A 23,911-nucleotide genomic window follows, 5' to 3' on the forward strand; every position below is an offset into this window, starting at 1 on the left:
TTACCAAACTATCTTTACAAAGGCTGTTTTCCCTTCTTGAGCCACATAATCCCTTAAAACATTAGAAAATCTTATCATCATTTTATCTCTGTTTTTCATTGTTAACTTCTTCAAAAATGGATATGGCTTTAAATTTACATATACTCCTTGCAATTCTATACTCACGTCTCTCTTCAGATCATTTATAAGCATTACTTCAATAGACAAATCATTTATTTCAATTGATTGATAGAATTTATTAAAAATACTACTGTTTAGCCCTTCAAAAAGAGAATTGTTGAAGTTAACATATAGATTATCATCCTTAAAAGAAAATGATATTACCCTATCCTCTACTTCTTCACCTTTTGTAAGGGGAATTTCAATATCTGCCACATAAAAGCTTTGAAGATTATTCTCTTCATACCTTACATTTTCTACATTATCAAAATACTCTTCTAATACACTGGTAATTTCATCCTTATTTTCCTTGAAAGTATCCTTAGAGACAATTTCAAGTCTCAACAATGAATTAACCCAAATCATATCAGTTTTACTATCATTAACAAAATCATATAGGTCACTAAGATAAATATCTGAAGAGATGTCCAACTTACAGCCTGATAATGTGATAAAAAGACATATAATCAAAGAAACCATTATTAGCTTTTTCAATAAACCCACCCCCTAATTAATTTTTTTATTATACTCCTACATCACTTCTATACTAAATATAAAACTATATGTAATTGTTTTTGCTGAATCCTTTATATATACAGGAATCTTTATTCCTACATTATAAATTCCCCTCTTAAATTCAGAATATATTTCTCCTTCTATAGAATAATAATAACTGCCCAAATAGCTATCATATTCATATTCCAAAAGGTCATAAGGAATCATATATGCTTTAACTTTCCCATAAGGAAGAATATTACTTACATAAAAAGGATTGTAACATGTATAGTAATAAACATCATCTGGGTTAAAACACGCTAAGTAAGTAGATTTTCCTGATGAGTAAGTAAAGGTTGCGTTACGCCAATTAATTTGCAATTCACTGCTTATCTTATTCTCCAATTCATAATATATCTTGTTTTCGTAAAATACAAAGCTTATTTTTATCAAATCATCCTCAAAATAAAGATTTTCAGACTCCACCGGATAAAGCATCTTTACCTTTGCATGGGGCAACAAACTACATCCTGACAAAATAGCTAAAAGTAAGAATAATATAAATATTATTAAATATTTCTTCATTTTACATCACCTCCTGTAATTAATAATAACCAGTCAAAGGGTCAAAACCTGACCTTATAGAAAAATGTAAAAAAGAATTTAATTATGGAAAATGAAAGATTAATTTCTGTTTTTTAAAAGTCAAATTTTTATTTTTTATGTTAAAATGAACTTAATAAATTTTGGGTTTTACAAAGCATCTATGGATATAAATGGTCCAGTAAATAATATTATATAGATGAATTTGGAATAAATATCTCAGATGTTAATGGAATTCAGATTTTAAACTCTCAGATAAGCTATTGTGGATTTGGATGTATTGGAGGACCTGAAGGTCAGGAGGGTGGTTGGCAAAATGTTCTAATAAATAGATGCATTCTTTCTTATAGTGGCCATTATTATCAAGGAAAAAGGGGACCAGGTCCTTATGATAGACCAGACGGATTTGGTATTGAAACCTCTAATGGACCTATAGAAATAGCAAATACCTTAGTTGAGCATAATAGAGGCGACGGTATTGACTCTAAAGCTGAAAATACTTATATACATCACTGTATTGTAGCTAATAATTCATGTGATGGTATAAAATTGTGGGGCGATAATAGTAAAATAGAAAATACTCTCATATATGGAAGAGGAGATGGAAAAAGAGAAATTACCCCATGGTCAGCTATTGTAATATCTACTGAAAAAAGCAATTCTTCATTTTTAATAATTAATGTTACTGTTGATGACGAAATTGGTAATAACTATCTTATGTATGTTCAATATGACTACCCTGACATACCAATTATTCTAACAATGAAAAACAATATATTAAGCGCAAGGGGTCCAAATTCCCCAATTTTCTTAGGAAATTCTGTTAAATTTAAAATAGAAAACAATCTATTTTACATGCCAAAACATCCTGAAAGAGTTATTGAGCATTTAAATAAAACATATGGGGCAAAAGAGGTTAATAACATAGGAAAAGGCAATTTATACGGTGATCCATTATTTATTCAAACTGCATTTGGAAATTTAGGTGACTATCACCTAAAAGATGGAAGTCCTGCAATTGATAATGGCACATTAGATGGTGCTCCTACTACTGATTTAGATAATAAACCTCGTCCTATTGGTAAGGGCGTTGATATGGGTGCCTATGAAAAATGATTAATAATTTTTTGAATTTTTTACTTTTTCTTGTTTTTGAAATTTTTTTATTATAAAATAATATATATTTAAATTTTAGGAGGAAAAATGTCCAAAAAATATTTTGTATTTCCTTTATTAATAATTCTTTTGCTGACCTTTTCTTTTAGCCAAACTAATCTTTCATATGCAAAATTAGAAGGAAACATATATCATAAAGATGATGGAAAACCAATTGAAGGAGCAATAATAAGAATATTAGGAACAGATTGCATAGGTATTAGCGATGAGGATGGTAGATATGTAATAAAAAATATTCCGATAGTTGGAGAACAAGAAACTTTTACAATAGATGTTTATGAACCCAATTTGAAATCTATAGTCCTGAGAAGACCAGTAATTCTTAAAGCTGGAACAAATCAAATAGATTTTAGTATTTCTTTATCAGAGTTATTTAAAAAATACTTTGGAAATTTTGATCAAGAATTCCCCTTTTCTATAAAGCTAACTAATGATTCATGTTATTTAATATCTGGAAAACTAACTCCCATAAATTCAAATAAAAGCTATTTATATTTATTGAAGGTAGATAAGTATGGCAGAAAAGTTTGGGGAAGAACATATTCTATTGGTGAAGATCTGCTTAATGCATATGTAGATATAAATGACAATGAATATATAGTAACTGCAACAGCAATAAATAAAGATAAAGGCCATGATATATATCTTTTAAAATTAGATAGTAATGGAAAAATTATATGGGAAAAGAATTATGGAAGATCTGATTGGGATGAAATGATAAAGAACTTTATTATAACCAAGGAGAGAGAAATTGTAGCTGTAGGACTTGTAAGGATAAGAAACAAAGAATCAATAAAGAGTGATAATTACATAGTTAAATTTAACAAAAATGGTGAAAAAATATGGGATAAAGTCTATGGAGATAAAGGTGAGGATTATTTTGAAAAAGTCATTCAAGCATCAAATGGAGACTACATAATTGTTGGGTCAACTACACCAACAGATAAACCATCTTATGCTACCTATTATAGAATAGATAGAAACAGCAATTTAATATGGAACAAAGAAATTAAAAGTGAGGGACCTGTTTATGGAAAGGCTCTAATTGCAGGTCCACAAGGTTATGTAATAGTTGGCAATGAGTATAAAAATTTACAACAAGGAATTTTCTTAGTATACATTAACGATAAGGGAGATGTATTAATTAGGAAAAATTATTCCAAAAAGGGAAGAGATACTCATGTTACTTCTATAGCAAAAAATTCTAAAAACTATATATTGGCAGGATATGTAAATGAAAACAAAATTAATAATTCCTACATCCTTAAGTTAGATTTAAATTGGAATTTTGTTGGAGAAATTGTGGAAAGAAAAGATTTTAATAATTTTATAACTGATGTTATAAGTGAGAAAGATATTTACTTTATATTTTTAGGATATTTAATACAAGACCAAAATATGGACATTTATCTATATAAGATTTCTTTATAATTATAAAATACTTTTAAGCCAAGATTAAAAATTATATAGGTCTCTTTTTATAAGATCCCAGTTCCTGAGGAGATTATCTTTTAAAAGATTAATCTTCTCAGGGACAATCTCGTAAGTATATGCATGTCTAAATATATGTCTAAAAACTCTAAGCTCATCAAGAACAGCATAGCTTTCTTTTGATAAAATTTTAGGTCTAATTCCATAAATCTCAACAGTCATTCTCTTTAGAAGTTCTTTATGATAATATTCAAAGTTTTCTATTTCATTTTCAAAGGTTTTGGGTATCTCTCTAAATAAATCCTCAAAAGCATTATAAAGGTTATGTGGATTGTATGCCAAGTAAATAGTCTTTTCTTTTCTTTCCAGCACTGTTTAGTATCCTAAAAGTAAACTAATTTTCTCCTTTTTCATTTTATTTTCAATCCATGCTTATAGATTTCTTCTTTAAATTTACAATATTCAAGTTCCACAAGATCAATTTTTCTTCCTAATAATATCCTCTAAATCGGAAAAAATCCTAAAATAATTCTCCTTTAATCCTTCCACTGCTATATCCACATCAGAAGAATCGTAAAAATAATCCTCCATAAGTATGGAGCCAAATAGATAAACTTTTTCTACTTCTTTATCTCCGAAATAATCTCTGAGTTTTGGAATAATCTCCTTTAATAGCTTTTTCCTCTTTAGCTCTCTTTCTTCTTTTTCTCTTAGAATTTTTTCTTCCTAAATAGATATGTCAAACATGATTTAGTATAACATAAATTTAAATGTTCTATGGGTTATATATTATTTAAAATTGAATATAAGGGGGAGATTAACTTATCTCCCCCATTTTAAATTTACTAATTATTAAAATTCGAGAGCCACATCATAAATCTCTAATTCATCATAGGTTCCCATTAAGGAACGTGCTCCATATGGCCAATAAGCCATATTATATAGAATTAATCCAAATGGATTATGTCCTATAAAGAATAGCTGTTCATTATTTAGTGGTGTATTATAGCTTTCCTCATCCATTAGTTCACCATCAAGATAGAGTTTTATTTTTCCTTGAGTTTGACTCCATGTAAAGGCAATTTTATAAAATTTATCTGGAGAAAGAGTATAAATAGGATCTGTGTATGCATACGACCAGCCATAACCACTCCATGTACCTGACCAAAAATTATTGTGATTTTCCCCGTCACACCAAGCAGCAATAAAAAATGCACCAGTAAACGCATCTAACCAACCTACAGTATCAATCAAAAAACCACCCTTGTGACTTTCTAAATTTTGATAAAACTCATACATATTGCTGTCTGGTTTAAAGTAAAACATTATGGTTCCTTCTGTTGGGTTAATATAGGAAGTACTGTAACAGATATAACTATCTAGCCCATCAAGATGTACTCCATCACCAACCACCCCTTGTGTAAAGGTAATACCCCTTACTGATGATATAGTCTCTTGATAGTAAGGACTTGTATATTGAGATTCATTATTTGTTTTATTATTTTCAAAACTATCCTTAAAGACAGGAATTATTGTCCCTTCACTTACTGTTGTGAAGCTCCATATAGGTCCAGATTTTACTCCACCTTTACCATCTTTTGCCACTATCTTCCAATAGTAAGTAGTGTTATAATTGAGATTTTCCACAGTATAAGTTGTAGAAGTATAGTTTTCTTCTCTAAGTTGTGGGGTTTCTGTATCTCCAAAGTATATGTCATATTTTAAACTATCTCCATCTGGATCACTACATGTCCAAGAAAGAGTAACTGTAATTGGAACATTAGTTGCATTATCTTGTGGATTTGGATTTGAAGGAGCAAGAGGTGGCTGATTTGAAACTGCAGGTTTAGTCACACAACCACCTGCTATAAAAAGGAGTATAAAAATAATCCCAAAAAGCTTTAATATAGAGGTTTTCATTAGGATCTCCTCCCTTTCAAATAAATTAGAGATTAAAAAGTTATAGTTTTAAGGGGCCCAACTATAAATTTTTAATCTCTAATTATATTTTATCTTTAATACATTAATTAGCAAAGTGATATAGATCACACTTTTTTGAGATAATTTTTAAAGTTAATTATTAAAAATTATAAAATTAATATTGACAAAATCTAAAATTTATTTTTAAAATTATTAATAATAAAGGCCAAAATTGGAGGAAATTTTTATAAAAAGAAAACAATTTAAAAATAAAACTTTACATATAGTAAAGAAAAATATAACACTTCTTATTATTACTTTAGTTCTTTCTATTATTGTTTCCTTCACAAACATATATCTCATTAGCCTTGAAAAGAATATTGTAAACGCTATTTTGCTGAAAAATAAAGACCTTTTTATAGAGATATTTACAATGATTTTGTCAATAATGTTAGCGAAAATATTTTTAGAGTACTTTAAAGCATATCTTTTAGGAAAATTCTCTGAAAATGTATTAAGAGATATAAGAAATGATATAGGTAAGAAGTTAATAAATATGAATATTGGTTATATAGAGAAAAATTCTACTGGTGATTATATATCAAGACTTTCAAATGACCTCTCCCTTATTCAAGGCTTTTTAAGTAACTCCTTAAACGACCTCTTATATCATCCTATTACTTTTATTCTCGGTATTATTCTTGCTATATCTATAAATTGGAAATTGACTTTATTTTGTTTTGCCATAATTCCTATATCTATAATCCTTGCCTTAATTATAAGTAAACCAGTAGAGAAATATACAAAAAGACAACAAGAAGCTCTTAGCGATGTAAACTCTGTTGCTCAAGATTCGATTTCTGGCATAACCTTGGTAAAAGTTTTTAATTTAGAAAAGGAACTTTTTAATAAATACGAAAAGGAATTGATAAAGTCTTTTAAATCAGGACTTAATTCAGCCAGATTTGAAGTCCTTTCTGAACCAATTAAAATAATGATACAGATTATACCTTTTGTACTTATGTCCTTTTATGGAGGAAATTTAGTCCTTAAAGGAGAATTAACCCTTGGAGGAATTATTGCCTTTATAGAGCTTATTAATGTATTTTTAGCTCCTATGAATGTGCTTCCTAATGTAATAAATTCCTATAGGAAGGCAAAATCTTCTTCAGAAAGAATAGAGGAATTATTAAATCAAGAAGATGAAAAAGGGAGAGATGTAAAAGAAGAAAAAGTAAGTAATTACGATATAGAATTTGAAAATATATATTTTTCATATGATGAAAAAGAAATATTAAAAGGTATAAGTTTTAAAGTAAAAAGAGGAGAAAAGGTGGCTATTGTAGGAGAAAGTGGTAGTGGCAAATCAACCATTATTAAACTTATACTTGGTCTATACAAACCTCAAAAAGGGAAAATAAAAATTTTTGGGGTAGATATAAAGGATTGGGATCTATCAGCTTTAAGAGAAAAATTTCTGTTGCTAATCAAGATATATACCTATTTCCTGAAAGTATTAAGGAAAATATTAGATATGGTAATTATAATGCAAAGGATGAAGATATCATTTCTGCTACCAAAAATAGTCTTGCCTATGACTTTATTATAGAGAATATAGGTTTTGAGAGAGATTAGAGAAAGAGGAATTTTAATATCGGGTAGAGAAAGGCAAAGAATTGCCATTGCAAGAGCTCTACTTAAAAAGGATGCAAGACTTTTTATTCTTGATGAAGCCACATTAGCCTTAGACACAGAAACAGAACATACCTTACAAAATATATTGAAAGAGGAGTTAAAAGATAAAACTGTTTTAATCATTGCTCACCGATTTTCATCCATAAAAATAGCAGAAAGAATAATAGTCCTTGATGATGGGAAAATTATAGAAGAAGGTACCCATGAAGAACTCATATCTCTTAATGGTAAATATAAGGAACTTTGGGAAAAAGGATTTAAAGAAAGTAATGACCAAGATATGTTAGATATGCAAAGTTAATTTTAAATTATGCACTCTATCTTTTCATATTCTCCATCTCTTAAATAAAGAGAGTATGGATACTCAAGTACTTCTTTACTTATCTCTTCTTTTTCTCCATTTCTTTTATACAATATATATTTCTTTACTTTTATATCCTTACCCAACAAGTCTTTTCTTTCTTGATTTATAAAATATATGAGAGTATTAAAGAATTTTATTACAAAAGTATTTTTGGGTACAAATATCTTTTCCTCGTTTCCATTTCCAAAATATGTTACCTCTTCATCATCTGTTGTAAATAAAAAGCTAGGAATTGAGGGTTCTGGTTTAAAACAAAGTCTATTATTTTCATCAAGATAAAAGGGATTTCCTCCTAATGTCATAAGAATAAGCATGTTATAAAATTCCGCTGTACTTCCAGAAAGTCTCGCTGAAAAACCAGCACCATGCAAATTTTCATCAGGATTTGCACTACTCACAATAAAAGAGACATTTTCAAATATGCTCCTTTTATATACTTCAGGGCTCATAAATGGTACAAGACACTTTTTCATATCCTCATAGTAGGTATCAAATTCTTTTGATCTTAAAATCTCTAAAAGATATTTGTACTCAAGATGGAGAAATACACTCTCATTTTCAAGCCATCCAGGTAGAAAGGCCTTTATTCTTCCAATTTCCAATGGGGCATCTTTCAATGATTCATTCACTTTATACATCTTCAATTTCTTATCATAGAGATCACTTTCTTTTATTCTCTTAATTATTTCCTTCTTTTTATTAGGGTCTTTCTCTACTTTTAGATAATGCACCTGACCTTCAAGAAAGAGAGGTAACTCATTTCTTTCAAATCTTTTAGGCTTTATTACCTTCTTCCCCTCTTTTTCTAATATTTCATAATCTATTAGATCATAATAGAAATATGTATGGTACAATCCTTTATCTTTAATAAATGCTTTCTCAAGTCCTATATCTATTTTCTCTAAAAAAACTTTTATCCTGTCAACAACATCAGATAGCTTTACTGTTATCTCATCTCCACTTATCCCCAATCTTGTTCTTTCTCTATAAAACTCTCTTAATTTTGAGCTTTCATCCCAGAAATTAAAATTAGAAATTTCCCCTATTAGATTTTTCTTTGTAATTTCAAAAAGACCATTAATCAAATCCATGACTTCAATTGGAATTTTTATCTCTCTATCTGATAGACGATATTTATCTATCCATCTTATTAATAAAAGAATTAACCTTTTAAGTTCAAAAGTCTCATTTACAGAAGATCCAAAAAGTCCAGGAAGCCCATTTAAAGCATCATTCCAACCTGGTTTTCCAGCCTCCATCTCTATTCCCACATTATCAGGATCAAGAGTTGAATATTTTACTACTGCAAGGGTGATCAACTTAGAGATCAAGTTAGTATAATATATATCCCCTTTACCATATTTTGTCCTTACTTTATTGGGTTCTATCTTCCTGGATTTTATGAGTTTTTCTTTTTCTTCATCCCTTTTTAGTGATCTATACTGTCTTACACCTTTATCTGTTAAAACATACCTTTCCTCTCTTGGTAAAACAATTTCTGAATTATCATAATAGGTAAAGATATTTAAATCCAAAAGTAGATTAGCCATTTTATCTGGAAAAACAGACTCATAACTTTCTATAAGATCTAAATTGTAGAACCAATGATCAACCCAATATCCTTCTCCATGTTCTGCATCTTCAATCTTTTTAGAATTTGTAAGAAGAAATGATATAAACTCTATTAAATCCCCCTTTTTCAATCTATATTTGTATTTTTCAAGAATCCTTATAACATCATAAGGAATAAAAGGCCTTTTTAAGATCTCATAAAGCTCCTTTTCTATATCTTCATCTAACCAGTCTTTTAATTGATCTAATTTTTCCTCAGATAACAAGTATTTAATTCCTTTAATCACAAGAGGATTATATCCATCCAGTTGAATAAGATTTACAAAATACCATATATTAAAATAGTCTACACTTGGATTGAAATATATATCATTTCTTCTATTTTGATTTATATCTCTATAATTGGCATTACCTTGAGAAAAATAATTAGCTTCAAGTCTAAAAAAGTTATAATCTCTCTCCAAATCTCCATGTTTTCTTGAGAAAAGATAAATTATATCTTTCTTACCCCCATAATCCAAAGTAACAGGAAGACCACCCCTTAATATATTGTCAAGAAAATTCTGTTTAGCATAAGAATTAAATTCTTTTGAAGAACTATAAACAAAGGAATTATCAATAATACTTCTTATAAGTATCTCATTCTCTTCTGCCTTTCTTTCAATAAACTCTTTTTTAGAATATCCATTAATAATGGAATTCAATCTCTCTACAGAGTCAGATCTTCCTATAATAGAGATAATACTCTTTTCCTCATAAGGCGAAAGAGAAATTTGAGAATAAGAAAAAGCTGAGGGGGTCCTATCACCATAAAACAAGGTATTAATCTTAAAATCTTCCTTTGCAAAATTAAATGGATATGAAAAATCATCAGCTGGATAGAATATTAAAGACGGCTCTACAATTATAGGAAGAAGTTTATTATCTTCTACAAAGGAAAAGTAAAAATGCCCATTTTTTATAATCTCAACTTCAGTTACATCTTGAAAGGTTGTATATAACCTATAAAAAGGAGCATTATTTTCTCCATTATCAACCCGATACCATGCTTCTATTGTTCTGGACATATTTTTCATAACCTCATTTGTAAGTCCATAAGGTAAAAACTGTGGTATTCCATCAATAATTTCTAAATCAATATCTTTATTTTTAAGATTCTTAATAAATAATACCCTTATTAAAGCTCCTATAGGCTCATTGGGAAGAGTAAAATAATTTACTTTACATGCAATATTAAGAGTATTATTTACCTCATATATGGTAAGATCATATGGTGTAATACTCATATGATTTTCTTTTTCAAATTTTTGATTTTCAAAGGATTCTCTAAAAGGCTCATAAATAACTCCATTTATCTTTATAAAAGTTCTAAATCCATATATAGGGGTCAATCTATAAGCTTTATTAGCAGGATGAAACTCAAGGATAGCACCATCTTTACTTTCAAATCCAAAACTTGCAATACACTGTGCTCTATTCACATAAAAACACCACATAGGAATACCCATAATTCCAGAAATACCAGGAAGGAAACTGGAAAAAGGATATGCATAGTTATAATTGTATATATTAAAGGTTAAATCTTTATCTTTATCCACTTCGTATTTAACTTTGCTATTCATAATACCCTCCTAACTTTCAATTTGTTTCATCCTAAAACTTATTATATATAACATTTATTTAATAAGCAATAAAAATTCCTTTGTAATAGGATCAAACATTCAAGTAATACAAATTTTCATCTCTTGATTTAAAACTTGCTCTTCTCAATCTTTTATTTATATTCTAAATACTTTATTAAGTTCCCCAATAAAAATATTCAAAGACTTAAATAATTTATTGACTTTTTCTTGAGGCGTAATGAACCATTTTGAAAAAATATCCTTAAGTAGATTATCTTCTCCCAAATTTTTCAGTATCTTTTTATGAAATCCAAAAAGGATACTATATATAATTAGATCTTTAATTTTATTTATACCATCATTATTTTTAATCAAATCATCAAGATTATCCTTTATATATCTTTTATAAGCCCTCCATCTAAATGCCATTAATTTACCTTCATAAGTATAGGTTGAACATTTAGAAATAAAAATTGATCCAAAAATTAGATTATGAGCTGAAATTATTATTAAGCCTAAATCAAAGATTAATAATGATATAAATAAAACCAAAACCCATAAGTAAATATTTAATAGAAAATATTTTTTAGGTTTTACATTAATCCATCTTAACTTCTTATAAAGATTTTCTCCTATTGCTCTATTAAAAGCTTTTTTAAAATTTTTTAGATTTAATTTAGAGATATCGGATAAATTAAACTCATTTCCTATTCTTCTTAATAAAAAAAGTAATATTTTTTGTTCTTCACTTAAATTATCATCTATTTCTTTATCTATCATAATAATTTTGTAATTTCTATTTTCTTCCTTAACAATAATACATTCATTAAAAGCAAGATCTATAAATGTAGCAGAATACGCCCTTTCCGAAACTTTTACATGTTTTTTCAAAAGTAGCTCAACCCATGCTGGAGGTAATTTAAGAGGAAGTACTTCTTTTACCTTTTGCAAATACATCAAAATTCAAAATAAAAAATAAAATTATTAAAAGGATAATAATTTTCTTCATAAATTAATTATAGCAAAAATATTGCTAATTTTCTTAATTATCTCAGAATATTCTTTTTTATAGAAAACTATAAAATTTCATTTATAATAAACATTAAATAGATTATAAACAATGGAGGATCTTTTATGGAAAAGAGAATAACAGTTATAGGAAGCTATAATACCGATCTTGTTTCAAAAGCTCCCCATCTTCCAAAACCAGGAGAAACAATATTAGGAGGTCCTTTTATAATGGGACCTGGAGGAAAAGGATCAAACCAAGCAGTATGTTCTGCAAGGTTAGGTGCAGAAGTATACTTTATAGGATGCATAGGTAATGATAACTTTGGGAAAATAGCAAAAGATTTCTTATTAAAAGAGAATGTAAAAGTAGATTATCTAAAGGTAAGCGATAAAACTCATACAGGGATAGCTTTAATAATAGTAGATGATAAAACAGGAGAAAATATGATTGTGGTAGCTCCTGGGACAAACATGGAGGTTAATATTGAGCAGATAAATGCAGTGAAAGATATAATTTTAAGTTCCGATGTAGTCCTACTACAATTAGAAATCCCTATAGAAACAATATCCTATGTATTGAACTTGGTTTCAAATGAAAGGAAACCATTATCTATATTAAATCCAGCCCCAGCAAGAAAATTAGATGATAAAATATTGGGTAAAGCTGATATTGTAACTCCTAATAGAAATGAATTAGAGATTATAACAGGGATTAAGATAGAAACCTTAGAAGATGTAGAAAAAGCATCAATAAAAATGCTTTCTTATGGGACAAAGGGAGTAGTTGTAACTCTCGGAAAAGATGGGGCTTTTGTAGTAACTGAAAACAAAAGAAAACATATACCATCATTTAAAGTAGAAGCCGTGGATACAACAGGAGCTGGTGATGCTTTTAATGGGGGCCTTGCAGTAGCCCTTTCAGAAGGGAAAGACTTAATCTCTGCAGTAACTTTTGCCAGTGCAGTAGCTGCCTTAAGTGTTACAAAAATGGGAGCTGCCTCTTCCATGCCTTACAGAGAAGAGGTAGAAAGATTTTTGAAAGAATATTCCAATTAATTTGGGGGAATTTGAAATATGCAAAAACATTATTTAAGTTATTATGAAAGATTAAAAGTGGAGGAATTGCAAAGTAAAGATGAAGGAAAAGATTTATCTACATTGAAGGAGGAAATAGAAAATATATCTAAAATGAAAGATTGGGAAAAAAGAGAAGAGATAGCCAAAAAGTTATTAGATAAGATTCAGGCTATACCCATAAGAAAGGATTATAAATATAATGAACCATCAAAATTGGAAGAAATATTTAGAGAGTCTGATGAGGAAAAGGAAAATTATAGAGTAAAAATAACTCTTGATGAGAAACTTTTAGACAAGATCTATGGGGCTTATTTAGGGAGAATGGCAGGATGCCTCTTAGGAAAACCTATAGAAGGTTGGCCTCGTAATAAAATATGGAATTTTTTGAAAGATACTAATAATTTCCCCATAAAAAAGTATCTTTCTTCGGATGTTGATAAAGAGATAAAAGAAAAATATGGAATTGAGGATGTAAAGTGGCGAGGATGGATTAATAAAATTGATCATATGATTGAAGATGATGATATAAACTATACTATTCTTGGACTCTACATTTTTAAGAATTACGGAGAAAACTTCACTCCTGAAGATGTAGCTGAATCATGGCTCTTTAATCTTCCCATATTTCACACTTATACCGCAGAGAGAGTTGCTTATCAGAATCTTGTAAATTTAATTATGCCTCCTAAATCAGGAGAATTTAGAAACCCTTATAGAGAATGGATTGGCGCTCAAATAAGGGCTGATTTTTGGGGATATATAAATCCAGGAAACCCCAAAAGATCAGCAGAATTTGCATTTAGAGACGCATGTGTGTCTCACGTAAAAAACGGAATCTATGGAGAGATGTTTATAGCATCCTCTCTTTCTTGGGCTTTTGTATCGGATAACATAGAAGAAATAATAAAAGTAGGACTTTCTGTAGTCCCTAAAAATAGTAGATTCTATGAAGCTATTAAAAACATCATAGAATTTAAAAAAGGAGGTAAAGCTTTTGATTGGGTAAGAGAATATATTTATGAAACCTACGAGAAGAATAGGAAAAATGAAGAATATTGGCATAATTGGTGCCATGTTTTGTCAAACGCTCAAGTTGTGGTTGCATCCCTTTTTTATAGCGACCTTTCCTTTGAAAAAGGAATAACAAATGCTGTCTCTTGTGGACTTGATACTGATTGTAATGGGGCAACGGTAGGTTCCATCTTAGGAGCAATATATGGAGCAAAAAATCTTCCAGAATACTGGATAAAACCCTTAAATGACACAGTAGAGTCAGGAGTATCTGGTTATAATATTTGCAAAATTTCTGATTTAGCCAAGGAAACACTGGATATAGTTAAAAAGATACAAAATTCAACTTAGAGCATTTCAAAATATTTTCTAATTTTCTGTGCCATCAACTTCCTTCTCTCTTGTAGAAAATTTAAGTAATCTATATCATTATTTTCAAGAATGGTTATAGGTATACAATGCATCTTAAAATTTTCTACAAGATCATCAAGATTATTTATACCTCCGTATTTCAAATTCTTAGTATTACATTGACTTATAAGCTCCTTAATATACTCTTTCGGGGGTTTATTACCTATAGCCAAATTTATCTCTGACTGTGCCATAACGTAATTAGCTATTTGGTTATAATCCTTCCGATCACTAAACCCACTCTTTTTTAGATAATCTTTCGGAAATATATGATGTACATCTCCCTTTATAGAAATAAGATCTTCTACAGTAATATCCTTTGACAAGAAACCTTTATCTTTCATCTTTACTTGAGCTGCAAGAAAAACCTGAAAATAAGGATAATCGCTTGAAGTAATCATACTCTCTGGTAACGTAACACTCCAAAAAGAATCTGAAAGTTCTGCCTTAAAAATATTATTTATAAATTCCTCAGGATTACTTTCCTCTAATCTCTTAATATCTTCATCAAACTGAGAATCAGGCGATCCTGAATACCTTGATGTTAGTACAGACATGACAAACCACTTTCTTACATAAGATTCTATTTTAGCAGGATGTATCCCTTTCTCCTTTAATGTAAGAAACAAAGCATAGGAAAAATTCAACGGGTTATATGCTCTTATCATAGAACTATCTATGAAACCTGCAGACCTAATAATCATGATAAATTTTTTAAAATTGGCTTCATTTATATAATCAAATAATCCTTCTCTAAATTTGTTTATAGTATCCTCTATTATTTCTTCTTTATATTCCTTGGTTTTAAAATCTCTTCCAGATAATAAAGCAACTAAATCTTGTAATTTACCCCTTTTGAATTTATAAGTAAATATAGTCCTCAACAAATCCACATATGATGGATCATATAAATCTTCTTTACTCTCTTTAAGCCATGCCATCTTTTTAAAATAATCTGTATTAGCAAACTCTTTATCGTTTTCTAAAATTTCATGATAAAATTCAGGTTTGTCAGCTAAATAACAAAAATAATCTATAGCCTTACGAATGATATCTCCCCCATATTTATCATTGACAGCAAATTTCGACATGGCAAAATCAGACTGATTAAGTTGGGTACCTTTTGAATTCATTCTAATAAATATCTCTGTAACTTCCTCTAAATCTAAATCTGAGTTTAATTCAATAACTCCTACAGGTACATTAACTATACTTCTTAGAGCATCAAGAGACAAAAATATATCATCTTTAATCACATCAGGATTAGATAAAACATAGTCTTCTACTAACTTTAAAAAATTAAAATCTTGGGAAAAAACTTTTGAAATATCTGAAATCCATTCCTTGTTCTTTTCTATAGCTGTATTTGTTACCTCGAATATTTTCTTCTTAGGATTAAAGGCTATCCTAATTTTTCTCTTTCTATAATCTTTATCTACTATCTCTTTACCTAAAATTGCGGTCATTAGAGCTGTAACCCTTTGTTGACCATCTATTAATATCTTTTTACCCTTTGACAATGCTCCGTCCTTTGTTTTCACATTAGGATTTTGCCAAATAATGATATATCCCACAGGATAACCTTTATATAATGAATCTATAAAATCTCTAACTTGAGTAGATTCCCACACAAAAGGTCGTTGTATCTCAGGAACTGCTACTTCACCAGATTGAACCCAAGAAAGTAATGTTGATATAGGGTATTGATTAACTGAGAATTTTTGAATAATCATTTCTTATATCCTCCGTCTGATCCTAAAATATAATAACATATATAGGATATCATAATAAAAAGAAGACTATCAATCCATTAATTTTCCAAATATTACTTAATTTGTTATTTATTAAAAATTGTGTCATACTATTTATGGGACAAAATTATCCCCAATTAGGAGGTATATTATGAAAAGGAGATTTATAGTCTTTTCCATTCTTTTCCTTTTAATACTTTCCTTTTCCCTGTCTATGGATAATAATACAGCAATAATATCTGCAAGCAATAATGCCTTTGGTATAGATCTGTATAAAAAAATAATTACTGAAGAAAAAGGAAATATCTTTATATCACCCTATAGCATATCATCTGCTTTAGCAATGACTTATGCAGGAGCAAGAGGAAATACAGAAAAACAAATGGCAAAAGTATTATACTTTAATATTCCACAAGAAGATCTTCACAAAGCTTTTTCATCCTTAAATTCATACTTTAATAGACCCAACAAAAGTTATCAGTTGGCTATTGCAAATTCCCTTTGGGGACAGACTAATTATCCTTTTCAGAAGGAATTCATAAATCTATTAAACAAATATTATTCAGCAGGATTTAATGAAGTAGACTTTATAAATGAAGAAAATAGAGAAAAAGCAAGATTAACCATTAATAAATGGGTAGAGGATAAGACAAATAATAAAATTAAAAATTTAATACATCCAGAAGATATCTCTGCTCTAACACGGCTAATACTTGTTAATGCTATTTATTTTAAGGGAAAATGGCAAAACCAATTTGACCCTCAAGAGACAAGAGATATGCCCTTTAATTTAGAAAACCAAAAGAAAATTAGTGTACCTATGATGCATCAAGAAGGAAGATTTAATTATACAGAAGATAATGAAGTACAAGTTTTAGAATTACCATATTCAGAAAATGAAGTATCCATGATTATATTCTTACCTAAGGAAGGTATAAGTCTTTCTGACTTTGAAAAAGAAATTTCTGTAGAAAGAATTAATAAATTGTTGGCAAATTTAACTCAAGAAAAGGTTGATGTATATATCCCCAAATTCAAAATGGAAAAAAGATACATATTAAATAAACCTCTTATTGATTTAGGCATGAAAGATGCTTTCGATATGAGTCTTGCTGACTTTTCAGGAATGGCCGAAAGTAAAGATTTATATATAAGCAAGGTAATACATCAATCCTTTATCGAAGTAAATGAGGAAGGTACAGAAGCTGCAGCAGCAACAGCAGTGATAATGTCAGGTAAAGCTATAGCCCCAATGATTATTGAATTTAAAGCAGATAGACCATTCCTATTTATCATTCGTGATATTAAAACAAATACTATACTCTTTATGGGAAGATTTGTAGAACCTTAAATAAATAGGGTCAAGCCTCAAGGCTTGACCCTATTAAAATTTATATTTCTAAATTTTCAATTTTAACCCATTCAAGAATAATATCTTTATATTCATCCTTTATTCTATACACATAATCTTTTTCTGATTTATCCCAATAGCCTTCTATAAAATCCTCTTTACCCAATAGTTTTCTTTTTAGCTTCAACCCTCCACGTGCCCCCGCAATCTCTTTTCCTGATAATTTTTTTCCAATACCTAAAAATGCTTTTTCCTTAGCAATTTCATTCATTAAAACAAGTAAATACTTTTTTGTATAGGATATCTTTCAACTTGAGCCAAAGCAGCTATTAATACTTTTTGATAGTGAGTACATCCTCTCAAAAATTCTAAAAGTTCATCTTTTGTCCATGGTTTTTCTGATTTTTTCTCTTCATTTTCATCCTCTATACTCTGTTCAGATATAGCTTCTGCTATTTCTCTTATCAATTTAATTATATTTCCAATATTTACACTCTCAATCGGGAATATAAGACTTTGAATTTTTTCTATAGCCTTTGATTCACCTACTACAGGAGTCAATTCTATTTTTAAATTAACTAAATCAATAAGGTCAGTATATAATATTACTCGTATTTTGTCTTTATACTTACTTCCAACTATTTGTTCAATCAAAGGTTGAACATCACCTTTACCAATAACATATAACCCAAAAACCCTTTCATTATCGTACTTTTTCTCAAGTTGAACAATATATTCTCCAAGTTGTGAAACACTTCCGATAGGCCATGTATTTTTTACCACGTTGTTTCCAAAGGCCATTTATCTTTCTCAATAAACTCTCTAAATTTTTTCGTCTGTTCACTTCCATCCTTCAATTCATTACCTATTAAATTTAACATATCCTTTATCTCAAGCATAAACCCTCACTCCCGTTCATAATTATCTAAAATTATACAATAAACTTTAAATGCCAATCTGGAATATTTTTAAACTCATCAGGTATTATATCTGTCACAATATAATCTACCTTTTCAAGCGTACATACACGGAAGGGTGCAGATGTACCAAATTTACTACTATCTGCCAATAAAACCACCTTGTCTGCCTTTAATATTATAGTTTTTGCAACCTCTGCTTCCTCCATATCAAAAAAGGTAATACCACTTTTTAGATCAACACCATTTGCTCCTAAAAAGTAAAAATCAATCTTACCTATCTCTTGGAAAAACTTTATAACATATCCACCTATACATTCAAAAGATTTTTCCTTTGTAGTACCTCCAGAGTGAATAAGTTTAAAAGATTTCCTCAGATTAATAACAGCCCAAGCAGAAGTTATAGAGTTAGTTAAAATAGTAAGATCAGTTATAGGACTTTCATCTAATGCTTGCACCATATAATATATGGTTGTTCCTCCACTCAAGGCAATTATTGATCCATCTTTTAATAAGGATAAGGCCTTTTTACCTATTTCTTTTTTAGCCTCTTTATTTTCTTCCAATTTAACAAAAAAAGAATTTTCAGAAGTAATTCCTGTAAGGGTAGCTCCTCCTCTTACTCTCTTTATCAATCCTTGACCTTCTAAAAATCTTAAATCTCTTCTTACGGTTATCTCAGAGATACCAAGTTCCTTAGCTATTTCAGGAACAGTGATATATCCTCTTTCTCTAATAAGTTTAATTATTTTACTAAATCTATATTCTTTCATATTAATAAAACCCCATTCTATAAGTATTTTGATATTTGTTCTTTATTATATTTGATCCAAAAATGATTGTAAAGAGACAAAAAAACTCTTCTTTTTATAAATTTCTTATCTATAACATTCAAAACACATTGTTTATTTAGACTAAAATTGATATAATAATGAACAAAAAATAAAAGGAGGTGTTTCAATTGAAAAAAAATAGTGGTTCTCCTTATTACTTTCCTTTCTTTACTCTTGATCACTACTTCTTTTGGTCAAAAAACAATCACAATTAGATATGGAGTATGGATGAGTGAACAAATAGATGGCATTAAAGCACAAATTTCTGCTTTTGAAAAAAAATATCCTAATATCAAAGTAAAACTTGAACATGTACCATGGGAAGAATATTGGACTAAGTTACAAACCATGATAGCAGGTGGAGATTGCTGGGATGTATTCACTATGGATAATGGATTCTATCTAAAAGATTATGTGGCTAAGAAAACCATAGTAGATATTACATCGTTCATAGAAAAAGACAAAATTGATCTTAGTGTCTATCCTTCTGGAATTCTTAAGCTTCATAACATAAACGGAAGATATTATTCTCTTCCAAGAGACTATGATACTATCGCTATGTATTTTAATAAAAAGGCTTTCGACGAACTTAAACTAAAGTATCCAGATACTAATTGGACTTGGGAAGACGTAAAGAAGGCTGCAGAAAAATTAACGAAGAAAGATGCAAAAGGATCTGTAGTAAGATATGGTATAACAGCTGACGGCGGAGCATTAGCTGTTTCTCAAGGATTTCTATTCCCATTGATTCTATCTCTTGGTGGATCATTAGTAGACAAAGAAGGAAAAGTAGTTTTAGATACCCCTCCAGCTGTAGAAGCACTTTCTTTTACAAAAGAATTAACTGAAAATGGTTTTGCACCTAAACCTGGCGTTACTTCTGAAGATTTGTTTATAGCCGGAAGAAGTGCTATGAATTTTGGTGGATCATGGATGCTTGGATATTATGCTCAAAATATTAAAGCCTTTAATTTTGGAGTAGTTATGCTTCCAAAATCCAAATTAGGAAAGAGGGCTACCATATCAGATTCCTTAGGTAATGTAATTTGGAGTAAAACTAAAAATTTAGATGCTGCTTGGACTTTTGTAAAATGGATGGCTGGAAAAGGAGCAGCTAAAATACTTGGCAAGACTGGGACTGTAATTCCAGCCTATAAAGATGCAGATAAACTCTGGGTACAAGGATTTAAGAAATTCGGAAAGGAAAAGGATGCTCGGGTATTTATTGATTCTGTAAAATTCACTAATCCATGGCCTCAGACAGAAGGAGCAAGTGAATGGTTTGACAGATGGGAAACCTATTATATTGTTGAATTTATATCTGGAAGATTGCCAGTTGAAGATGGCCTAAGGCAAGCTGTACAAGAAATAAACGATATCATTATTAAGGCTAAAGAGGAATAAAAATATTATAAGAGGGGAAAGATTTTGTCTTTCCCCTCTTTATCTTAGGAGGAACTTTTCATGAGAGAGCCTGGAGGTATAAAGAGAAGTATACAAGGATTATATTTTTTTCTTTTCATTCTTCTTTCTCTTATATTTGCGTTATTAGCCTATTATATTCCTTTTGGAATATCCTTTAAACTTGCCCTTTCCAAATACGATGCCATTTCACCTCCAGAATTTGTTGGTCTTAAGAATTTCAAAAAAATATTACAAGACAAGATATTTTGGATTTCATTGAAAAATTCATTCTTATATACTTTATATGTAGTACCTGCTTCTTTAGTATTAAGTTTCCTTATTGCAGTTGGCCTTAATCAAAATTCAAAATTTATAAGAACATTAAGAGTATTTTATTTTGTACCTACAGTTACCTCATCTGTAGCTATAAACTTTGTATGGTTATGGTTCTTCAATCCTGAATATGGCCTATTAAATACAGTACTTGGCCTTTTGAGTTTAAAAAAAATTTATTGGTTAACAGATCCTAGAATAGCCCTATTTTCTTTAGCCTTAGTGGGTATATGGGGTAGCCTAAGCTATAACATAATTTTATTTTTAGCAGGGCTTCAAAACATACCCATTACATATTACGAGGCTGCAGAACTCGATGGGGCTACTAAGAAAGATATTCTATTAAATATAACTATACCTCTTATGACTCCTATCATATTTTTTATACTCATCATGCAGATCATAAGTACAGTACAAATGTTTGAAAGCGTATTTACTATGACTCGCGGTGGTCCTGGTTACTCCACATATACTATAGTATATTATATTTACAGAAATGGCTTTAACTGGTTCCGAATGGGATACGGCACAGCCCTCTCTTGGATTCTTTATTTCATCTTACTTATCTTAACAATCATTCAATTCAGATTTCAAAGGAGATGGGTATATTATGAGTAAAAAATTCATTTCTATAATTCTATTGATTGGAGCTATTCTCATGTTTCTTCCATACTGTTTCATGCTAATAGTATCCTTCGAAACCATAGAGGAAGCACCTTCTGTTCCACCTCGACTCTTTCCCCTGAATCCTATTACTAATAACTATAAAGAAATATTTATTAAATTAGATTTTGCTAGATATTTTTTAAATTCTCTTTTTGTTACCTTAACTTTAGTATTTTCCCAAATATTTCTTTGTTCTTTAGCAAGCTATGCTTTTGCAAGGCTTTATTTCCCGTATAAAAATGCCATTTTCCTAATATTTCTTTCAGTAATTATGCTACCCGGAATTGTACTCCTTATACCCAGATATATTATTCTAAAAAATTTAGGATTAATTAACACTTTAACAGGAGTCATTCTTCTAGAAATATTTAGTGAATTTGGCATATTTCTTTATAGACAGCACTTTCTTTCTCTACCCATTGAAATGGAAGAGGCAGCAATTGTAGATGGGGCAAGTATATGGAAAATATTATGGCATATTATGATGCCTTTATCAAAACCTATTACTTTATCCTTTGGACTTTTAGTCTTCATATATGCATGGAATTTATTCCTATGGCCCCTTATAGTTATTACATCCCCTGAGAAGAGAACCCTCCCTATAGCAATAGCCTTATTACAAGGGCAATATTTCAGTAATTGGGGAGTTATAATGGCAGGAGGTATTATTGCATCACTTCCACCAATTATATTATTTCTATTCACCCAAAAGAGTTTCATAGAAGGAATAGCCTTTAGTGGTCTTAAGTAGATTAAGGAGGTGCTAAAGAATGAAAATATGTTTTATTGGTGCAGGTAGTGTAGTATTCACAAGAAATCTTCTAAAAGACTTAAGTTTATTTCCAGAATTTAAAGATTTAGAAATCGTCTTAATGGATATAGATCCAGAGAGATTAGAAGTAGCTAAAAAAATAGCAGAAGAGATAAAAGAAACTAAAAAACTAAAATGGTCTATAAAAAGTTATTTAGAAATGAAAGAGGCCATAAAAGGCTCAAGTTATGTCATAAATACAGTACAAATAGGAGGAAAAGAAGCTACATATGTAGATTTTGATATATCTGAGAAATATGGTTTAAGACAAACCATAGGAGATACTCATGGTATTGGCGGAATAATGAGATTTCTAAGAACAGCACCATTCTTTAAAGAATTAGTAAGAAATATTGAAGAATATGCTCCTAACTCATTACTTATTAATTTTACAAATCCTATGTCCATGAATCAGTGGTTCATAAATGAAATATCAAATATTAAAAATATAGGTCTTTGCCATTCCATACCATACACTATTGAGCAATTAGCAAGCTACATAGATGTGTCCGTAGAAGAAATAAATTACAAGGTAGCAGGAATAAACCATATGGCATGGGTCTTAGTTTTTGAAAGAAAAGGTGAAAATTTATATCCCTACCTATTTAAAGCAATGGAGAAAAAGGAAATTTGTAAAAAAGACTCAGTAAGATTTGAAATATTAAGAAGATTTCATTATTTTGTAACTGAATCCTCAGAGCATAATGCAGAATATTTCCCATACTTCTTAAGGGACAATGATTTGATTGAAAAACTCAATATCCCTATAAGAGAATACATAAGAAGAGTGGAAGAGAATGAAAAAGTCTTTGAGGCTTTTAAGAATTATTATTTGAGAAATATAAAAGAAGAATATAATTTAATAAAAAGATTTTATGGTGATGACAATACAGATACCTCTAAAGAATACGCAGTTCAGATTATTCATGCATATGAAACCAATGAGTCTAAACAAGTATATGGTATCGTAAGAAATAAAGGAATTATAGAAAACTATCCATATGATTGTATGGTAGAAGTACCATGCTATGTAGACAGAAATGGAATTTCCCCTCTCTATATTGGTAAAATTCCAGACCAACTTGCTTCATTAAATATTATGCAAATAAATGTACAAAGATTAGCAGTAAGAGGAGCAATAGAAAGTAATAAAGATTATATTTACTATGCTGCCCTTTTGGATCCAGTAGCTTCTTCTCTCCTATCCCCTGAAAAAATCCATAAATTGGTAGATGAACTACTTGAAGCCCATAAAAAATATTTAGGAGATATGTTTGAAAGAAAATAGGAGGAATTCA

At 29.6% G+C, this 23,911-nt stretch carries 23 protein-coding genes; 11 read left to right on the forward strand and 12 right to left on the reverse strand.

The window, feature by feature from the left end; translation table 11 throughout:
* Together ACY3IT_RS00460 and ACY3IT_RS00465 are read right to left on the reverse strand one after the other, a co-directional pair.
* Positions 1 to 654, reverse strand: a complete 654-nt coding sequence (locus ACY3IT_RS00460; protein WP_463082830.1) for a DUF7424 family protein — start codon at positions 652 to 654, stop codon at positions 1 to 3.
* A 36-nt stretch (positions 655 to 690) separates the two neighbouring features.
* Positions 691 to 1,239 carry a hypothetical protein gene (locus ACY3IT_RS00465; protein ID WP_463082831.1) on the reverse strand — a complete coding sequence of 183 codons (549 nt, stop codon included), beginning with the start codon at positions 1,237 to 1,239 and terminating at the stop codon, positions 691 to 693.
* Between the two features lie 228 nt (positions 1,240 to 1,467).
* Between ACY3IT_RS00465 and ACY3IT_RS00470 the strand changes: the two genes are divergently transcribed.
* Complete coding sequence (locus ACY3IT_RS00470) at positions 1,468 to 2,373, forward strand: choice-of-anchor Q domain-containing protein (RefSeq protein ID WP_463083652.1); 906 nt, start codon at positions 1,468 to 1,470, stop codon at positions 2,371 to 2,373.
* 87 nt (positions 2,374 to 2,460) lie between these two features.
* Complete coding sequence (locus tag ACY3IT_RS00475; RefSeq protein ID WP_463082832.1) at positions 2,461 to 3,864, forward strand: peptidase associated/transthyretin-like domain-containing protein; 1,404 nt, start codon at positions 2,461 to 2,463, stop codon at positions 3,862 to 3,864.
* Positions 3,865 to 3,888: 24 nt separating this feature from the next.
* On the opposite strand, the gene ACY3IT_RS00480 is transcribed toward ACY3IT_RS00475, so the two are convergent.
* The 3 genes from ACY3IT_RS00480 to ACY3IT_RS00490 all read right to left on the reverse strand — a co-directional run bounded on the left by ACY3IT_RS00480 (position 3,889) and on the right by ACY3IT_RS00490 (position 5,784).
* The gene (locus ACY3IT_RS00480) at positions 3,889 to 4,236 is read right to left on the reverse strand and encodes a ribonuclease toxin HepT-like protein (protein ID WP_463082833.1); all 348 of its coding nucleotides are present in this window, start codon (positions 4,234 to 4,236) and stop codon (positions 3,889 to 3,891) included.
* A gap of 105 nt (positions 4,237 to 4,341) precedes the next feature.
* Positions 4,342 to 4,581, reverse strand: a complete 240-nt coding sequence (locus ACY3IT_RS00485; RefSeq protein ID WP_463083653.1) for a nucleotidyltransferase domain-containing protein — start codon at positions 4,579 to 4,581, stop codon at positions 4,342 to 4,344.
* 135 nt (positions 4,582 to 4,716) lie between these two features.
* Positions 4,717 to 5,784, reverse strand: a complete 1,068-nt coding sequence (locus ACY3IT_RS00490) for a LamG-like jellyroll fold domain-containing protein (RefSeq protein ID WP_463082834.1) — start codon at positions 5,782 to 5,784, stop codon at positions 4,717 to 4,719.
* A gap of 232 nt (positions 5,785 to 6,016) precedes the next feature.
* Between ACY3IT_RS00490 and ACY3IT_RS00495 the strand changes: the two genes are divergently transcribed.
* Both ACY3IT_RS00495 and ACY3IT_RS00500 read left to right on the forward strand, forming a co-directional pair.
* The gene (locus tag ACY3IT_RS00495) at positions 6,017 to 7,393 is read left to right on the forward strand and encodes an ABC transporter ATP-binding protein (protein ID WP_463082835.1); all 1,377 of its coding nucleotides are present in this window, start codon (positions 6,017 to 6,019) and stop codon (positions 7,391 to 7,393) included.
* 12 nt (positions 7,394 to 7,405) lie between these two features.
* The gene (locus tag ACY3IT_RS00500) at positions 7,406 to 7,780 is read left to right on the forward strand and encodes a hypothetical protein (RefSeq protein WP_463082836.1); all 375 of its coding nucleotides are present in this window, start codon (positions 7,406 to 7,408) and stop codon (positions 7,778 to 7,780) included.
* A gap of 2 nt (positions 7,781 to 7,782) precedes the next feature.
* Here ACY3IT_RS00500 and ACY3IT_RS00505 read toward each other — a convergent pair whose 3' ends face one another.
* Positions 7,783 to 11,037, reverse strand: coding sequence for a hypothetical protein (locus tag ACY3IT_RS00505; protein ID WP_463082837.1), 3,255 nt, complete (start codon positions 11,035 to 11,037; stop codon positions 7,783 to 7,785).
* A gap of 156 nt (positions 11,038 to 11,193) precedes the next feature.
* Positions 11,194 to 11,994 (reverse strand): DUF2207 family protein, encoded by an 801-nt coding sequence (locus tag ACY3IT_RS00510; protein WP_463082838.1) that lies wholly within the window; start codon positions 11,992 to 11,994, stop codon positions 11,194 to 11,196.
* Positions 11,995 to 12,171: 177 nt separating this feature from the next.
* Here ACY3IT_RS00510 and rbsK point away from each other — a divergent pair, with 177 nt between their 5' ends.
* Both rbsK and ACY3IT_RS00520 read left to right on the forward strand, forming a co-directional pair.
* Positions 12,172 to 13,104: a ribokinase gene (gene rbsK / locus ACY3IT_RS00515; protein ID WP_463082839.1), complete on the forward strand. Its 933-nt coding sequence runs from the start codon at positions 12,172 to 12,174 to the stop codon at positions 13,102 to 13,104.
* 18 nt (positions 13,105 to 13,122) lie between these two features.
* The gene (locus ACY3IT_RS00520; RefSeq protein ID WP_463082840.1) at positions 13,123 to 14,487 is read left to right on the forward strand and encodes an ADP-ribosylglycohydrolase family protein; all 1,365 of its coding nucleotides are present in this window, start codon (positions 13,123 to 13,125) and stop codon (positions 14,485 to 14,487) included.
* On the opposite strand, the gene ACY3IT_RS00525 is transcribed toward ACY3IT_RS00520, so the two are convergent.
* The gene (locus ACY3IT_RS00525) at positions 14,484 to 16,280 is read right to left on the reverse strand and encodes a GmrSD restriction endonuclease domain-containing protein (RefSeq protein WP_463082841.1); all 1,797 of its coding nucleotides are present in this window, start codon (positions 16,278 to 16,280) and stop codon (positions 14,484 to 14,486) included. The two genes, ACY3IT_RS00520 and ACY3IT_RS00525, sit on opposite strands and share 4 nt — an antisense overlap.
* A gap of 169 nt (positions 16,281 to 16,449) precedes the next feature.
* Here ACY3IT_RS00525 and ACY3IT_RS00530 point away from each other — a divergent pair, with 169 nt between their 5' ends.
* The gene (locus ACY3IT_RS00530; RefSeq protein ID WP_463082842.1) at positions 16,450 to 17,649 is read left to right on the forward strand and encodes a serpin family protein; all 1,200 of its coding nucleotides are present in this window, start codon (positions 16,450 to 16,452) and stop codon (positions 17,647 to 17,649) included.
* A 40-nt stretch (positions 17,650 to 17,689) separates the two neighbouring features.
* Here ACY3IT_RS00530 and ACY3IT_RS00535 read toward each other — a convergent pair whose 3' ends face one another.
* The 4 genes from ACY3IT_RS00535 to ACY3IT_RS00550 are packed head-to-tail and all read right to left on the reverse strand — an operon-like array spanning position 17,690 to position 19,339.
* The gene (locus tag ACY3IT_RS00535; protein WP_463082843.1) at positions 17,690 to 17,920 is read right to left on the reverse strand and encodes a hypothetical protein; all 231 of its coding nucleotides are present in this window, start codon (positions 17,918 to 17,920) and stop codon (positions 17,690 to 17,692) included.
* Positions 17,920 to 18,450, reverse strand: coding sequence for a hypothetical protein (locus ACY3IT_RS00540; protein ID WP_463082844.1), 531 nt, complete (start codon positions 18,448 to 18,450; stop codon positions 17,920 to 17,922). Before ACY3IT_RS00540 ends, ACY3IT_RS00535 begins: the two co-directional genes overlap by 1 nt.
* A complete protein-coding gene (locus ACY3IT_RS00545; protein WP_463082845.1) occupies positions 18,426 to 18,548 on the reverse strand; it encodes a hypothetical protein in 123 nt (40 codons plus the stop codon). The genes ACY3IT_RS00540 and ACY3IT_RS00545 overlap by 25 nt, the downstream gene beginning before the upstream one ends.
* Before the next feature lie 32 nt (positions 18,549 to 18,580).
* Positions 18,581 to 19,339, reverse strand: coding sequence for a DeoR/GlpR family DNA-binding transcription regulator (locus ACY3IT_RS00550; protein ID WP_463082846.1), 759 nt, complete (start codon positions 19,337 to 19,339; stop codon positions 18,581 to 18,583).
* A gap of 288 nt (positions 19,340 to 19,627) precedes the next feature.
* On the opposite strand from ACY3IT_RS00550, the gene ACY3IT_RS00555 reads away from it, so the two are divergent.
* The 4 genes from ACY3IT_RS00555 to melA are packed head-to-tail and all read left to right on the forward strand — an operon-like array spanning position 19,628 to position 23,901.
* Positions 19,628 to 20,803 (forward strand): ABC transporter substrate-binding protein, encoded by a 1,176-nt coding sequence (locus ACY3IT_RS00555; RefSeq protein ID WP_463082847.1) that lies wholly within the window; start codon positions 19,628 to 19,630, stop codon positions 20,801 to 20,803.
* A 60-nt stretch (positions 20,804 to 20,863) separates the two neighbouring features.
* Positions 20,864 to 21,754, forward strand: coding sequence for a carbohydrate ABC transporter permease (locus tag ACY3IT_RS00560; RefSeq protein ID WP_463082848.1), 891 nt, complete (start codon positions 20,864 to 20,866; stop codon positions 21,752 to 21,754).
* A complete protein-coding gene (locus ACY3IT_RS00565; protein ID WP_463082849.1) occupies positions 21,747 to 22,553 on the forward strand; it encodes a carbohydrate ABC transporter permease in 807 nt (268 codons plus the stop codon). The genes ACY3IT_RS00560 and ACY3IT_RS00565 overlap by 8 nt, the downstream gene beginning before the upstream one ends.
* 19 nt (positions 22,554 to 22,572) lie before the next feature.
* Positions 22,573 to 23,901, forward strand: a complete 1,329-nt coding sequence (gene melA / locus ACY3IT_RS00570; protein ID WP_463082850.1) for an alpha-galactosidase — start codon at positions 22,573 to 22,575, stop codon at positions 23,899 to 23,901.
* Positions 23,902 to 23,911 lie beyond the last annotated feature (10 nt).

The sequence above is a fragment of the Dictyoglomus sp. GBS genome, from assembly GCF_055179815.1.